The sequence below is a fragment of the Vibrio sp. S457-15 genome, from assembly GCF_000960545.1.
Taxonomy (GTDB): Bacteria; Pseudomonadota; Gammaproteobacteria; order Enterobacterales; family Vibrionaceae; genus Vibrio; species Vibrio parahaemolyticus.
Genome location: NZ_JYOQ01000005.1, coordinates 113,965 through 128,016 on the forward strand (window position 1 = coordinate 113,965; position 14,052 = coordinate 128,016).

A 14,052-nucleotide genomic window follows, 5' to 3' on the forward strand; every position below is an offset into this window, starting at 1 on the left:
CTACAACCCTCGCTCCTTCACCCAAGCCCGGACTTTGATTCCCGGCTCAATGACATTAATGCCTGAGATAATGATTTGATCGCCATCCGCTAACCCTTGCAAGATCTGTCCGTTGTCATTCATCGTAATGTCGGCTCTCGCAACCACACCTTGGTCATCGACGCGCCAAACGTAAGTTTTTCCATTTTCTTCAAAGAGCGCAGAATCTGGAATTTTGGTCGCTCCGGAGTTTTGTGACACGAGATACGCATTGCCTGACATACCAGGAAGAATGCCTAGCTCTGGCGGTCTTTCCATCACCATCGTCACTTTATAGCTGCCTGTTTTTGGGTCGGCTTCGGTGTCAATTTCTTGGAAAGTCAGATCGAAAGAGCGTTCGGGAAACGCGTCGAATATCATTTTTGCTGAAACATTCACGCCTTGCGTATAGCGGTTGAGCAAATAGTCAGGCAGTTGAAAAATCACCTTCATTACCTGATTGGTTTGAATGTTCATCACCCCTTCTTTGGCGGCAACGTATTCATGATTTTCGGCAGGAAGATAAGAAATGGTGCCATCGTAAGGAGCAACGAGTTGGGTGTAGCGCAAATTCGCTTTGGCTTGATCCCATTGGGCTTTAGCAGAGTTATGATTGGCTTTCGCTTCATCAAAATCTTGTTCAGAGACCACTTGGTCTTTCCGCAGCTTTTTATAGCGCTTGTACTGAACATCAGCTAACGCAAAATTCGCTCTTGCTTGCTTTTCCAATAAGGAATATTCATCTGGGTTAAGAACTGCTAGCACATCGCCTTTTTTAACGACTTGCCCTTCATTAACTTCGATAGATTGAAGCAATCCAGGGACACGAAATGCGAGTACAGCTCTGTCACCGGCTTCTGTGGTGGCGGGGAAATGGCGTTCAAATTGTGCGTTGCCAACAGAAACAGTAAAAAGTTTTGCGGGGCGAGATTCTGGCTCAGGAACTGGTGGAAGCTCTTTACCACAACCCGACAATGCAGCCGTGACGGCTATCGGAATGAGCAGTTTTCTCATCACATTCATCCATAAAAAGTAAGTGATTACATTTAAAGTAGATGAATTATGAATTAACTTCCAGAGCACAAAAGATTAATTATGCTTAAAAATTAGTAATTTGTGACAAAAAAGCAGGCTTGTCGCCTGCTTTATTTAAATCATTGATAGATGCATCAAGTTTAGAGTTTGCTGAACTCTCGGTTCACCCTAAATGTATCGGACGTCACATACGCTTCCATGTTACGAATTTTGCCATCAAGACGGTCAAAATCTCTTTCCAAAACACTGAGTAATTGATCCGGACTTTGTCCTTTCTGCCAAGGCTTACTTTTAAGCGTATGCTCTTGCTGCTCTCTTATGTTTTCAGAATATCTCACGGGTTGCTTTTCGAGCATAAATGCCATCGCGACATACGCTAACACCACTAAGAATGTACCACCTAATAGGGCAGCAGAAATCACTACAATACGAATCAACCAAACTTCTGCACCAAAGTAGTTGGCAAATCCGGCACAAACACCGGAGATTTTGCCATTTACTGGATCACGATACAGTTCTCGATTATTCATACTTACGTCTCCATGTTGGTGACTCAGCATCTAAGATGCGCTCCAATGTATCAACTCGAGACTGCATCGCTTCCGCTTTTTCAGACAGTACCTGAAGGCGCTCTAAGTCTTGGCTCGACAGTGCACTATCCGTTTTGCGTTTACTGCGATAGTGTAAGAAGAGCCATAGTGGAGCGACAAAGATTAAAAAGACAATCACTGGTCCTACTAAAAAAAATGCCGACATAAATGGCTCCTCTCTTATTTATCTTGCGATGACATCTGTTCTTTCAGTTTTGCCAACTCTTTTTCAATTTCGTCTTGAGCCTGAAGCTCTGCAAACTCTTGCTCTAGCGATTTTGCATTCCCAGTTTGAGCGTACAAATCGGCTTCCGCTTCCATTTCGTCAATTTTACGAGAATATTGATCGAACTTCGCCATTGCTTCATTTGTGCGGCTAGTATGCAGATGCTTTTGAACATCGCGACGGTTAGACGCTGTTTGATTACGAATCGCTAGTGCTTGTTGCTTTGCACGTGTTTCTGCGATTTTGTTCTCAAGCTTACCGATTTCACCAGTCAACTTGTTGATCGTTTCTTCCACCAGCGTTTGCTCTGTGTGCAAACCTTTTACGACTTGCTCAAGTTTTTGCTTTTCAATTAGGGCTGCACGCGCCAAATCTTCGCGCTCTTTAACCAACGCTAGGCTCGCTTTTTGACCCCATTCGCCAATTTGCTCTTCTAGCGTCTCAACTTTACGAGCCAGCTCTTTTTTGTCTGCAATCGCTTTAGCCGAGTTAGTACGCACTTCTACAAGTGTGTCTTCCATTTCTTGAATGATAAGACGGATCATTTTTTCAGGATCTTCCGCCTTGTCTAGCAATGCACTGATGTTTGAGTTAACGATATCTGCAAAACGAGAAAAAATACCCATAACGGAACTCCTCTTTTTTCCTATTAAAACTCGACAAGGTGGTGATTCACCTTGTGTCTACCTGAATATATAACAAGTACCATGCCAACTTTTATAATCTATTAAAATCAACAAGTTATCAGTAATCTTGTTGTTATACACCGTTATGCTATGATGTTTTTCACCAACAGTTGGTAAAATTCACCAACTCTGCGCTTAAATTAGGCTAGGTAGCAAAAATAAGAAGGATTTTATGAAGCAAAACCTTATTGGTGAATCTCCCGCTTTTCTTGCTGTATTGGATAAAGTATCACAACTCGCCCCAATTGAACGTCCCGTCCTCATTATTGGTGAGCGAGGTACCGGTAAAGAACTGATCGCTCAACGTTTGCATTACTTATCAAAACGTTGGGATAAGCCACTTCTTTCTCTCAACTGTGCGACCTTAAGCGAAGGTTTGATTGACTCCGAGTTGTTCGGCCATGAATCCGGCTCGTTCACTGGTTCAAAAGGCAAACATAAAGGCCGTTTTGAACGTGCGGAAGGTGGCACCTTGTTCTTGGATGAGTTGGCAACTGCGCCGTTACTTGTGCAAGAGAAGCTGCTGAGAGTGATTGAATACGGTGAATACGAACGCGTCGGTGGCCATACCGCTCTTAACGCGGATGTGCGCTTAGTGTGTGCTACCAATGCAGATTTGCCACGACTGGCTGAGCAAGGTGATTTCCGTGCCGACTTGCTCGATCGTCTAGCCTTTGACGTTATCATGTTGCCACCATTGCGAGAACGCAAAGAAGATATCCTGTCGCTTGCCGAACATTACGCAATGAAAATGTGTCGAGAGTTGCAACTCGAATACTTCGTTGGTTTCACTCATCAAGCGCAACAAGCCCTGCTCGATTACTCGTGGCCAGGTAATGTGCGTGAGCTAAAAAACGTAATTGAGCGCGCTATCTATCAACACGGACTAAATGCAGATCCGATTGATGAGCTGATTTTTAACCCTTTTGCGACTGGTTGGAACAATGCGCTTGGTCATACTGCGGCAAACGAAGATCCTCAAGAAGAAGCCTCGTCTCAAACGACTTCGATCCACTTTCCTCTCGACTACAAACAGTGGCAAGAGGAGCAAGATATCAATCTTCTCAATCGTGCCTTGGAAGAAGCAAAATTCAACCAACGACAAGCAGCCGAATTGCTGGGATTAAGCTATCACCAGCTACGAGGTATGGTCAGAAAGTACGGTTTAGTCGGACAAAGTTAACACAACCAAAAACACCACTAGCCATAGATAGCGCAACTCATGTCTGCAAAATTCGGGCTACAGTGTTAAATAGACATCGTATTTTGATCTAACACCCTACCAGCAAAAGATTTTGTGTTTGGAGCGAGTTCACAAAGGTGTTAAATTAGCGAGATCATTTTCGCTTGTGAGCTCTGGACGAGTAAGATCAAATGAAACAAGCAAAATCCAATGAACATTTCATATTATGAATGCTTTTATAAGATTATCGCTGAGCCTTATTGGTATTAGCTTACTGACTGCCTGTGGTGAAGAAATCGATCACAACGATATTCGCCAAGCAGGTTTTGTGTTTTGTGGGCAAGGTAAACCAACAACATTTAATCCTCAGCTTATAGACAGTGGTATTACAGCCGAGGCGTTAAGCCCTCAGTTGTACGATACATTACTCACGCTTGATCCTAAAACACACCAACCTATTGCAAGCATTGCGGAAAGTTGGTCTGTGAACAAGGAAGGTACTGAGTACACATTCAAGCTCAAACATGGCGTTCAGTTCCAAACGACACCGTGGTTCTCTCCGACTCGCCCGTTAAATTCAAAAGACGTGGTATTCAGCTTTAAGCGAATCATTGATGTAGACCATCCTTTTCATCAAGTTGGTGGTGGTTTTTATCCATGGTTTGCTGGTTTAGATTTTCAAAATCTATTGCAAGATGTGATTGCTGTCGATGATTACACAGTGACGTTTAAACTCGCGCAACCAAACTTTTCATTCTTGGCAAACATCGCCACCAGCCATGCGGTAATACTGTCAGCAGAATACGGTCAACAATTGGCGGCAAAAGACAACAAAGAGCAAATCGACCAACTCCCTATTGGTTCAGGGCCTTACCAGCTCAAAGAGTATCAAGTAAACGATTTGATTCGCTTGGAACGTCACCCGAACTACTGGAACTCGCCAGCGAAAATGGAACAGGTAGTGTTCGACATTTCACACCGTGGTACTGGCACGTTAGCTAAGTTGCTGCGCAATGAATGCGATGTTTTGTCTTCACCTATCTCTAGCCAGATCCCAATCATTCAAGAAGATGAAAACCTTGAGTTGACGGCAACACCAGCAAATAACGTTTCCTTTATTGCGATTAATACCGAGACTCCAGCACTTCGCGACCCAAGAGTCCGCCAAGCTTTGAACCTTGCGATCAATCGTCAAAATATCTTGGATTCGGTTTATTACGGTACAGGAACCCTAGCTTATACATTGCTGCCGCCGAACTCTTGGGCGTATCAAAAAGACAGTGCGAAAATTCGTTATGACCGAAATTACGCTCTCGCTCTACTTCGTGAAGCGGGATACGAAGATGGTCTAAAACTGTCGATGTGGGTGCCGCTAGAGCCAAGAGCATTCAACCCAAGTCCACGCAAAACTGCTGAGCTCATTCAGGCGAACTTTGCCGATATCGGCATCAAGCTGACTCTGCTCACCGACGACCGTTTCGAGCGAGTGGATCTTGAAAACATCAACGATATCGACTTGCTCCTTACTGGCTGGATTGGCGATACTGGCGATCCGGATAACTTCTTCCGTCCTTTACTATCGTGCGAATCAGACCGAGTGGGCCTTAATGTTTCGATGTGGTGTAACGATGATTTCGACTTTTTGCTGGATCTCGCGCTAGAGACGCAAGAGCAACGTTACCGCCTAAACCTGTATCGTCAGGCGCAAAATATTTTGAATGAAGAGTTTCCAGTTATTCCGTTGGCACATGGGGTTCAATTCCGTGTGCACGACAAGTCATTAACTGGCTTCAAATCGAGCCCTTTCAATGCCCAACCGTTTGATAGAGTTGAGAGAATCCACTGATGTTTTGGTACACCGTTCGACGATTTAACCTCTTTTTCATCACTTTGATGATTCTCACTTTGGTGGGCTTTTCTCTGCTGCGCCTTGACCCGCTTTCACATTGGGCAAATGTGGAGTTCTGGTCTGGCTGGCAAAGCTACTTAATTAACCTTTCTCAGCTCGATTTTGGTTTAAGCAAAAACGGCAATGCGATTTACGACGAACTCGCCGTTGTTTTTCCTGCCACATTAGAATTGTGCTTTTTCGCCTTTCTGGTTTCGCTCTTAATCGGTATCCCACTTGGTACGATTGCAGGGATGAAACAGGGTAAGTGGCTCGACACTGGTATCTCGTTTCTTTCGATGTCGGGTTACTCTGCTCCGATTTTCTGGGTGGCACTACTGCTGATCATGGTCTTCTCGTTGGAATACCATATCTTCCCTGTTGCAGGACGCTACGACTTGCTGTACGAAATCGACCATGTGACTGGGTTTGCCATTATTGACGCCTTTATGGCGAAAGGTGAATACCGAGCTCACGCACTGCAAAGTGTCATCGAGCACATGGTTCTGCCGTGTTTGGTTCTGGCGTTAGCACCTACGACTCAAGTTGTTGGTTTGATGCGTGCTTCTGTTGCAGAAGTTATGAGCCAAAACTACATTCGCGCAGCCCGAATCAAAGGTTTATCGAATCGTGAGATCGTCACTCAGCACGTAATGCGTAACGCCATTCCGCCTATCATTCCAAAAGTTGGGGTTCAGCTATCTAGCATGATCACTTTAGCAATCATCACCGAGTCGATCTTTAACTGGCCGGGAATTGGTCGCTGGTTGCTGGATGCGCTTGCCAATCAAGATTACGCCTCAATCCAAGCAGGAGTAATGGTGCTTGCGACTCTCGTATTAACTGCCAATATCCTTTCGGACTTGATTGGCGCCATGATCAACCCTCTGGTGAGAAAGGAATGGTATGCTAACAAATAACGTTTATCAGGAAGAACGCATTCCAACTCAGTTTGAGCGATTTTGGCGTAGTTACCGCGCTAACGGGTTAGCGATGTTTGGCTTGTGGTGTTTAGGCTTGATTGTATTGATCACCATTTTAGCTCCGTGGCTTGCCCCGTTTGATCCACAAGCACAATCTGGTGAGTTACTCGTTCCCCCTTCATGGGCACCAGCGGGCACCGTCGATTACTTTTTAGGAACCGATGACTTAGGTCGTGATATTCTGTCGCGCTTGATCATGGGCTCTCAACTGACTTTTGGCGCAGCAGTTGGCATTACTGCGATTGCGACCATCGTAGGTTGCTTTATCGGAGTGCTGGCGGGGATGACGAAAGGTCTGCTTTCCAGTACTTTGAACCACCTTCTCGACACCGTTATGTCGATCCCATCGCTATTGCTCGCGATCATTTTTGTGGCATTCCTTGGCTTTGGTGAATTTAATATCTTGCTGGCGATTTGTTTGGCTCTGATCCCACGCTTTATTCGCTCGGTGTATATTGCCGTGCATACTGAGGTAGAAAAAGATTACATCATGGCAGCCCGCCTAGATGGCGCAAATGACTTCTACTTGCTGTGGAGCTCGATTCTTCCAAACATTTTAACCGTCATTGCAGCAGAGATTACTCTCGCTCTGTCGGCGGCCATTTTGGATATTACAGCTCTTGGATTTCTTGGCTTGGGTGCTCAAGCACCGAGTACCGAATGGGGTGCCATTTTGGGTGATTCCGTCGAGCTGATTTACATCGCACCATGGACCGTGACGCTTCCGGGTCTGACCATCATGTTCACCGTAATTATCTTAAACTTAGTAGGTGAAGGTGTACGCCAAGCGCTGAATGCGGGGATCGAATAATGCCGTTATTAGATATTCGACATCTGACTATCGAGATCGAAACACCACAAGGGATGGTGAAAGCCGTCGACCGAATGAGCCTAACGCTCAACGAAGGTGAAATCCGAGGCTTGGTGGGCGAGTCTGGCTCAGGTAAAAGCTTAGTTGCGAAAGCGATCGTGGGGGTTTGTAAGGACAACTGGCGAATCACCGCGGACCGAATGCGCTTGGGTAACATCGACCTTTTACAGCTTACGCCGAAAGAGCGTCGACGCGTCATTGCCCGCGATATCGCGATGATCTTCCAAGAACCCTCAACCTGTTTGGACCCTTCCGAAGAAGTAGGACGTCAATTGATTGAGTCTATCCCCTCTCGCGCCTTTGAAGGCAAGTGGTGGGAGCGATTCAAATGGCGTAAAAAACAGGCCATTGCGCTACTGCACAAAGTTGGTATCAAAGATCACAAACGCTTGATGGGCAGCTACCCGTACGAGCTAACAGATGGTGAATGTCAAAAAGTCATGATCGCCATGGCCATCGCAACCAAACCTAAATTGTTGATTGCTGACGAACCAACTAACGACTTGGACCCCATCACTCAATCGCAGATTCTGCGTTTGTTGAGCCGAATGAACCAGCTCAACAACACCACTATTTTGCTGATCGGTCACGACTTGGCTACCATCACGCAATGGGCAAGCCGAATTACCGTCATGTACTGTGGTCAGTCGGTTGAATCTGCCGACACCGACAAAATCATCGAAGCACCTAAACACCCTTACACTGACGCGCTGCTAAAAGCGATGCCAGATTTTAATGATTGGGTACCGCACAAGCAGAAACTGCAATCGCTACCTGGGTCTATCCCTCCTTTGCAGCACCTGCCAATTGGTTGTCGATTAGGGCCACGTTGTCCGTACGCGCAAAAACAGTGTGTTGAAATTCCACACACGCGACGCATTAAAAACCATAAGTTTAACTGTCACTTTCCATTGAACACGGAGAAGAAGTCATGAGTGCGTTACTCGAAGTCGATAACTTATCGAAGCAGTTTGTCACGCGTTCTCGACTGTTCAGACGTCAAGTTAATGAAGCGGTTAAACCCGTGAGCTTTACGCTAGAACCGGGGCAAACTATTGGCTTTATTGGCCAGAATGGCTCCGGTAAATCAACACTTGCACGTATGCTCGCAGGCGTTGTTGAACCGAGCTCTGGTGAGATCCGAGTCAATGGTGAGCGTTTAGAACACAAAGATTACGCAACGCGATGTAAGTTGATTCGCATGATTTTCCAAGACCCAAACACGTCATTGAACCCTCGGATTCAAATTGGACGAATCTTGGAAGGTCCGTTGAAACGAAACACCAACATGCCGCCAGATGCACGAATGAAACGTGTGAAAGAGACGTTGCTTCGCGTGGGGCTTCTGCCGGAGCACGCCTACTTCTATCCTCAAATGCTTGCTGCTGGTCAAAAACAGCGTGTCTGTTTGGCTCGTGCACTCATCCTTCAGCCATCAATCATTGTGGCGGATGAAGCGCTAAACGGTTTGGATATGGCGATGCGCTCACAGATCATCAACTTGTTCTTGGAGCTGCAAGAAGAGATGGGCTTGTCGTTTGTGTACGTGTCTCAGCATATCGGTATCGTAAAACACATCACCGACAAAGTGATGGTAATGCACGAAGGCGAAGTGGTTGAGTTTGGAGAGACAAACCAAGTCCTTACTAATCCAGAACATGCGATTACCCAGCGCTTGGTAGAAAGCCATTTCTACAAAGCGCCAAGCCACTAAACAGACAGACAGCTCACGAAAAACAAAAAGCCTGCTTTCATGCAGGCTTTTTCTATTGGGTGAAGCGAGTAAAGGCAGATTAACGACGGCTTGCTTGTTTACGCAGTTCGAAATCAAACTCGTCAGGAAACAACACCACGCCTTCTTCGTTTTGATTCGGGAATACAACAACCGATAGCTCATCATCTTCTAGGCCAGTAGTCCAACGGCTATGCCATTTGTTAAGAGAGATCGCTTCTGGTTCACACTCTTCCCAGTCACCCGTTGCCCACTGCTTGGCAAATTCTTCATTTGGCCACACAGGAACGCAATCATCGTCTTCTGTGTTTAACATGACACAGCCGTGCTCGTCTTTAAGAATCCAAACTTTACGATTCGCGACAATCTCTTTGACACAATACTTTAGGCGCTGCTCTTCGTTGTAGCGATTAATCGTATCGATTTGTTCTTGGGTGAGTTGCTCAGACATATCAGTCTCCTGTTTCCCATAGAAAAATGCCCGCAGCTAAGCGGGCATTTACAGTATATGCTGGTAATAATGAAATTACGCTAGCTCAGTTTGAAGCCAAGGCCAACCTTGCTTCTTACGGCTTAGTGTATTTTCCATCATTAGCATGCCGTCTTTCTCGTGCTTAACAAGTTTCTCAGCCCACTCACCTTTGTATAGAAGACGAGTTTGAGCAGTTGTGATGTCTGTTAGCATAACAGCAGCGAACGCTAGGTTATCTTTCTCACAACGAGATTCTAGGTCTGCCTCTAGTGCTTCGATCATACCGTCAACTTGCTCAAGAGTTGCAAGTTCAACCTGACCAACCACTACGTCACGACCGTTGAATGGGTAACCTTTAAGGTCCTTTTCAACGAGTTGAGCCGCAGATAGACCTTCGATGTTTGTCTTAGCAATTAGAAGATCTTTCGTGAATGCATCCACATCTTGTACGTCAGCGATTGCAGCTAGCTCAGCAACAGCATCTTTGTCTTTTTGTGTACAAGTTGGAGAAGCGAAGCCTACTGTGTCAGATAGGATTGCTGACATCATTAGCTTAGCGATTTGAGGCTTGATCTCGTGACCTTCAATCTTGAACATGTTGAATAGTACTGTGTTAGTACAGCCAACAGGCCAGATCCATGCTTCCATTGGGTTCACTGTCATCACGTCACCTAGACGGTGGTGGTCAACGATACCCGCGATTTCAGCTTCAGCGATGTCGTCTGGTGCTTGCGCTAGATCTGAGTAGTCTACTAGCCAAACGGTTTCACCCGCTACTGAAGTGCGAAGTTCTGGAACTTCTGCGCCAGCTACTTCGAGAATGTGCTGAGTTTCACGGTTGATTTCGCCCTGACGAATTGGCATTGCTTCAACGCCACGCGCCTTTAGAAGTTCTGTTGCAACTAGTGCACTACAAATACTGTCACTGTCTGGGTTCTTATGACCTACAACTAGAATCATGTTTCTTCCTATCCAAGTCAATTGATACGCTTCCGAACAATGGCACGGTGTGCCGTGGAAGCTGTTTGCTCACAAAGGCCGATACTTTACCTGATTTGAGGGAGTTTGACACGAAGAAAAGTTCACAACCCTATTGCGAATAAATCTCATTTACATATAATGATAATTATTACCATTTGCATTTGAGTTAACGATGAACGCGACCCGATTTTTGCACTCCGCACAGCAGCTATTTCAGCCAACTCAGTTCCAGTTAGCTTATAAGCGACTGCTTATCCCCATTATCATGCTTGTCTTATTAGCGAATGAGAACACCCGAGAGATCACAGTGACCACGCTTTCCGATTCTTTCTGGGCAGTATCTTGTTATGTCGCAGCAACCTTGGCGATTTATCATTACCTCTCCAACTTTATGTCGAAGACGAATCGCATCACTCAGCTCTATCATCGCTCTCGTCATCATCAGGTGTTTTTTGCAGCCCTACTCGGTGCGCTTCCGGGCTGTGGCGGCGCTATTGTTGTTACGACTCAATTTATTAGTGGACGAGTAGGATTTGGCGCAATCGTAGCCGTACTGACATCAACCATGGGCGATGCGGCATTCTTGTTACTCGCGGCAAAACCGTCCGTCGGCGTTGGCGTCGTCGCACTTGGCATTGTGGTAGGTACGGTTTCGGGTTTGATCGTCAACGCATTTCATCCTGATGATTTTCTACGCCCCGAGCCAAAGCAAGCGAGCGCTCACCACCATTGTTGTCAGCATCAAAGCGAGCGATACACACCTTTAGAGCAACGTGCGATTAATCTTCAAGGCGCATTCTGGAAGTGGTTGATAGTCCCTGCGAGCATCGTTGCCGTACTAACCTCACTCCAAGTGGATATCAACCAGCTACTGAATTTGAGTCCAAATAGCATTGAATGGTTAGGATCAATATTTGCGGTGGTCTCCATGTCGTTGTGGGCAATGACAAAAGAGCTGGGAGATTATCAATCGACGGTGTCAGAAGATGAAAAAATCGTTGATTCACACCCGATTCAAAAAGCAGCTCAAGACACCAACTTTGTCAGCGCGTGGGTTATCGTGGCGTTTCTTGCGTTTGAATTAACGACCTATTTTTCAGGCGTTGATTTGGCTGCTACCTTCTCAAATTGGGGCATCTGGATGCCATTGGCTGGCTTAGCCATCGGTATGCTACCAGGCTGCGGCCCACAGATTCTCGTCACCAGTTTGTACATTACTGGTGCCGCACCATTATCCGCGCAGATTGCGAATGCGATTTCTAACGATGGAGATGCACTGTTCCCCGCGATTGCCATGGCTCCCAAAGCGGCATTGATGGCAACGATCTATTCTTCTATCCCTGCGTTCATTGTGGGCTATGGTTATTACTTTCTGTTTGAGTTTTAGTAATTCCGCTCTCAACAAAGAACGCGTAAAAACAAGAAAAGAGCCCAATTGGCTCTTTTCGTTTAATACGTTGTTTTCAATGATCTTTACGCGGTCACTATTGCTTTGGCATTCAGACCTCTATCGACACTCACTAGAAGCAACTGACAAGGATCTTGGTTGAGCTTTTCTCCGGTCCAGTAGTCATACCAATCAACGGGCTGATCCGCTGTGAGAGTAAATTCAGTCGCATTGTGATTCGCGTAATTGAACAAACAATGTAGATCATTCTTGTCCGTCAGTTTCAAAAAAGCATGGCTCAAACTTAACGCCGTGAACTTAGCAGATTCTTGGCTGCGTCGTTGTCGCAACATCAGCTTCGCCAAGGTTTTACTCGCAAATGGCGTGATTTCCGGGAGAGGGTCGCCAGACAAAAGCAAGCCGCCAGACGCCAATAATACGGTACGGTGAAACTCGTAGTCTTCACGTGATGCCGCTTGATTAGCAAGAGAAGTAAACGTCGCGCAGTCTGGGTCAATTTGCCACAACTTACGGTGCTGCCAGCTACGGAAAAACGTCTCTTTAGCGATCTGTTCAAAACGGTGGCTATGGCGCTCGACGTCATCAGACACACGCATCGCATCCACCAGCCCCAAAGATGGCCACATTGGCGCGTTGCAGCCAAGCAACCAAGCGTCTCCTGCGCCTCTGGCGATCGCCTCCATCCCTAATCGATACGCTTCGACACCCGTAATACCAGACTGACTACGTTTTCCTTTTAACGTTCCCCAGTAGTTCGCATCGAGCTTAAACAGCTCTACGCCCCACTCTAGCCTCATCACTGACACAACGTGCGTTAGATGATCTTGCACTTCGGGGTTAGACGTATCGAGAATATACCAAGGCGTGCAACGCCAGCCGCCGTAGGTAACATCTTCAGCTTTAAGGAGCTGACCGTCAGGATGACGAACAAACCATTCAGGATGTTGCTGAAAGACCTCAGATTCTGGCTGCGCGATGAAAGGAGCCATCCAAATCGCCGGCTTTTTGCCTTTTGCGCGAATGTTTTGAATCAGCTCCTTCACACCGCCAGAGAATTTATCCGACGGCGTAAGCCAATCCCCCATGAACGCTTGATAGCCATCATCCAGAAGTACCCATTCTAAGTCTTCGAGCTTGTCTTGCATGCAATCAACATTTTCTAAAACATTTTGCTCGGTCACATCGGCATAGTACGCATACCAAGAACACCAGCCTATCGGTGCATCCTGCGTAACACCGTTGCGAATAGGATGATGCACGGCAATCATCTCGCTGAACTCTTGATACAGATCGGATAGCGAGTTGCCAGTTAAAATCGTAATGGACTCAAGTTGATTGTGTTCCCAATCCGCCACTTGCGTGTGTTCGCCATCGATTGCAGCGGTCAGTATCCACTGCCCATTTCGCTGTTGTATATCAAAGTAACCAGCAAATCGACGGCACGTCGTGAAGCCAAACAAGGTGTAACCAGCAGAATCCTCAATCACTAGATAGTTGTAGTAACGCTTAGGTGCATGTTGCGAGTACACACGGTATGGGGGAATGTTGTCGGGGCATCGACCTATTTCAATCGGGTGCGTGATCGTTCCTGACGTTTGCGCCAACATTTGAAAACCATCACCAATCACGTTGGCTTCGTGCTCGTATAGAAACGGCATTTCGAACAGCACTTCACGGTCAGTAAAGGTCTTATTGTGAAGCCCAGAGAAAGAGAAATGGGCTTGATTACCAATCACATCCACGTGCAGATCGTTATCGATGATCGTCATTTCGGAATGGTTGGCTAACTGAATGGTCTGAGCCATATTGCATCTACTCACTGATTATTATTGTTTTGTGTCCAATTGACCCCACGATGCTTGGTTGCGCGTGAAGCCTTTTGAATATGACTTCATTATCCTGTGAATGATGCGAGCAATTCGTTATTTTCGTCACGAATCCATGCACTCTGACGCTCAAAAACAGTTATTGAGATAACG

General features: G+C 46.2%; 14 protein-coding genes. 7 read left to right on the top strand and 7 right to left on the bottom strand.

What is annotated here, in order from left to right:
• From vmeG to pspA, 4 genes are all read right to left on the bottom strand, one after another.
• Nucleotides 1-1,032 (bottom strand): efflux RND transporter periplasmic adaptor subunit VmeG, encoded by a 1,032-nt coding sequence (gene vmeG, locus UF05_RS00760; protein WP_031854080.1) that lies wholly within the window; start codon nt 1,030-1,032, stop codon nt 1-3.
• Nucleotides 1,033-1,193: 161 nt separating this feature from the next.
• On the bottom strand, nt 1,194-1,583 hold the full coding sequence (gene pspC, locus UF05_RS00765) for an envelope stress response membrane protein PspC (protein WP_021485402.1): 390 nt from the start codon (nt 1,581-1,583) through the stop codon (nt 1,194-1,196).
• The gene (gene pspB / locus UF05_RS00770; RefSeq protein ID WP_005462365.1) at nt 1,576-1,809 is read right to left on the bottom strand and encodes an envelope stress response membrane protein PspB; all 234 of its coding nucleotides are present in this window, start codon (nt 1,807-1,809) and stop codon (nt 1,576-1,578) included. Before pspB ends, pspC begins: the two co-directional genes overlap by 8 nt.
• Nucleotides 1,810-1,823: 14 nt before the next feature.
• A complete protein-coding gene (gene pspA / locus UF05_RS00775) occupies nt 1,824-2,495 on the bottom strand; it encodes a phage shock protein PspA (protein ID WP_025515743.1) in 672 nt (223 codons plus the stop codon).
• Between the two features lie 232 nt (nt 2,496-2,727).
• Here pspA and pspF point away from each other — a divergent pair, with 232 nt between their 5' ends.
• The 6 genes from pspF to UF05_RS00805 all read left to right on the top strand — a co-directional run bounded on the left by pspF (nt 2,728) and on the right by UF05_RS00805 (nt 9,194).
• Nucleotides 2,728-3,738 (top strand): phage shock protein operon transcriptional activator, encoded by a 1,011-nt coding sequence (gene pspF, locus UF05_RS00780; RefSeq protein ID WP_025521290.1) that lies wholly within the window; start codon nt 2,728-2,730, stop codon nt 3,736-3,738.
• 226 nt (nt 3,739-3,964) lie between these two features.
• Nucleotides 3,965-5,584 carry an ABC transporter substrate-binding protein SapA gene (gene sapA / locus UF05_RS00785; protein WP_005462340.1) on the top strand — a complete coding sequence of 540 codons (1,620 nt, stop codon included), beginning with the start codon at nt 3,965-3,967 and terminating at the stop codon, nt 5,582-5,584.
• Nucleotides 5,584-6,546: an ABC transporter permease gene (locus UF05_RS00790; RefSeq protein WP_005478933.1), complete on the top strand. Its 963-nt coding sequence runs from the start codon at nt 5,584-5,586 to the stop codon at nt 6,544-6,546. Before sapA ends, UF05_RS00790 begins: the two co-directional genes overlap by 1 nt.
• Nucleotides 6,533-7,420, top strand: coding sequence for an ABC transporter permease subunit (locus UF05_RS00795; RefSeq protein WP_005462338.1), 888 nt, complete (start codon nt 6,533-6,535; stop codon nt 7,418-7,420). The genes UF05_RS00790 and UF05_RS00795 overlap by 14 nt, the downstream gene beginning before the upstream one ends.
• A complete protein-coding gene (locus UF05_RS00800) occupies nt 7,420-8,415 on the top strand; it encodes a peptide ABC transporter ATP-binding protein (protein WP_005462378.1) in 996 nt (331 codons plus the stop codon). The genes UF05_RS00795 and UF05_RS00800 overlap by 1 nt, the downstream gene beginning before the upstream one ends.
• The gene (locus UF05_RS00805) at nt 8,412-9,194 is read left to right on the top strand and encodes a peptide ABC transporter ATP-binding protein (RefSeq protein WP_005462331.1); all 783 of its coding nucleotides are present in this window, start codon (nt 8,412-8,414) and stop codon (nt 9,192-9,194) included. The genes UF05_RS00800 and UF05_RS00805 overlap by 4 nt, the downstream gene beginning before the upstream one ends.
• A gap of 79 nt (nt 9,195-9,273) precedes the next feature.
• On the opposite strand, the gene UF05_RS00810 is transcribed toward UF05_RS00805, so the two are convergent.
• Together UF05_RS00810 and UF05_RS00815 are read right to left on the bottom strand one after the other, a co-directional pair.
• Nucleotides 9,274-9,663, bottom strand: a complete 390-nt coding sequence (locus UF05_RS00810) for a DUF2750 domain-containing protein (protein WP_005478908.1) — start codon at nt 9,661-9,663, stop codon at nt 9,274-9,276.
• A gap of 75 nt (nt 9,664-9,738) precedes the next feature.
• The gene (locus UF05_RS00815) at nt 9,739-10,644 is read right to left on the bottom strand and encodes a manganese-dependent inorganic pyrophosphatase (RefSeq protein ID WP_005462364.1); all 906 of its coding nucleotides are present in this window, start codon (nt 10,642-10,644) and stop codon (nt 9,739-9,741) included.
• Nucleotides 10,645-10,837: 193 nt separating this feature from the next.
• Between UF05_RS00815 and UF05_RS00820 the strand changes: the two genes are divergently transcribed.
• Nucleotides 10,838-12,052 carry a putative manganese transporter gene (locus UF05_RS00820; protein ID WP_045546128.1) on the top strand — a complete coding sequence of 405 codons (1,215 nt, stop codon included), beginning with the start codon at nt 10,838-10,840 and terminating at the stop codon, nt 12,050-12,052.
• Between the two features lie 86 nt (nt 12,053-12,138).
• Here UF05_RS00820 and UF05_RS00825 read toward each other — a convergent pair whose 3' ends face one another.
• The gene (locus UF05_RS00825; RefSeq protein ID WP_045546129.1) at nt 12,139-13,878 is read right to left on the bottom strand and encodes a glycoside hydrolase family 36 protein; all 1,740 of its coding nucleotides are present in this window, start codon (nt 13,876-13,878) and stop codon (nt 12,139-12,141) included.
• Between the last annotated feature and the right edge of the window lie 174 nt (nt 13,879-14,052).

Coding starts and splice junctions, on each gene's coding strand:
- pspF (WP_025521290.1), top strand. CDS start 2,728: ATGAAGCAAAACCTTATTGGTGAATCTCCCGCTTTTCTTGCTGTATTG.
- pspC (WP_021485402.1), bottom strand. CDS start 1,583: ATGAATAATCGAGAACTGTATCGTGATCCAGTAAATGGCAAAATCTCC.
- pspA (WP_025515743.1), bottom strand. CDS start 2,495: ATGGGTATTTTTTCTCGTTTTGCAGATATCGTTAACTCAAACATCAGT.
- UF05_RS00790 (WP_005478933.1), top strand. CDS start 5,584: ATGTTTTGGTACACCGTTCGACGATTTAACCTCTTTTTCATCACTTTG.
- UF05_RS00795 (WP_005462338.1), top strand. CDS start 6,533: ATGCTAACAAATAACGTTTATCAGGAAGAACGCATTCCAACTCAGTTT.
- UF05_RS00805 (WP_005462331.1), top strand. CDS start 8,412: ATGAGTGCGTTACTCGAAGTCGATAACTTATCGAAGCAGTTTGTCACG.
- UF05_RS00820 (WP_045546128.1), top strand. CDS start 10,838: ATGAACGCGACCCGATTTTTGCACTCCGCACAGCAGCTATTTCAGCCA.
- sapA (WP_005462340.1), top strand. CDS start 3,965: ATGAATGCTTTTATAAGATTATCGCTGAGCCTTATTGGTATTAGCTTA.
- pspB (WP_005462365.1), bottom strand. CDS start 1,809: ATGTCGGCATTTTTTTTAGTAGGACCAGTGATTGTCTTTTTAATCTTT.
- vmeG (WP_031854080.1), bottom strand. CDS start 1,032: ATGAGAAAACTGCTCATTCCGATAGCCGTCACGGCTGCATTGTCGGGT.
- UF05_RS00825 (WP_045546129.1), bottom strand. CDS start 13,878: ATGGCTCAGACCATTCAGTTAGCCAACCATTCCGAAATGACGATCATC.
- UF05_RS00810 (WP_005478908.1), bottom strand. CDS start 9,663: ATGTCTGAGCAACTCACCCAAGAACAAATCGATACGATTAATCGCTAC.
- UF05_RS00800 (WP_005462378.1), top strand. CDS start 7,420: ATGCCGTTATTAGATATTCGACATCTGACTATCGAGATCGAAACACCA.
- UF05_RS00815 (WP_005462364.1), bottom strand. CDS start 10,644: ATGATTCTAGTTGTAGGTCATAAGAACCCAGACAGTGACAGTATTTGT.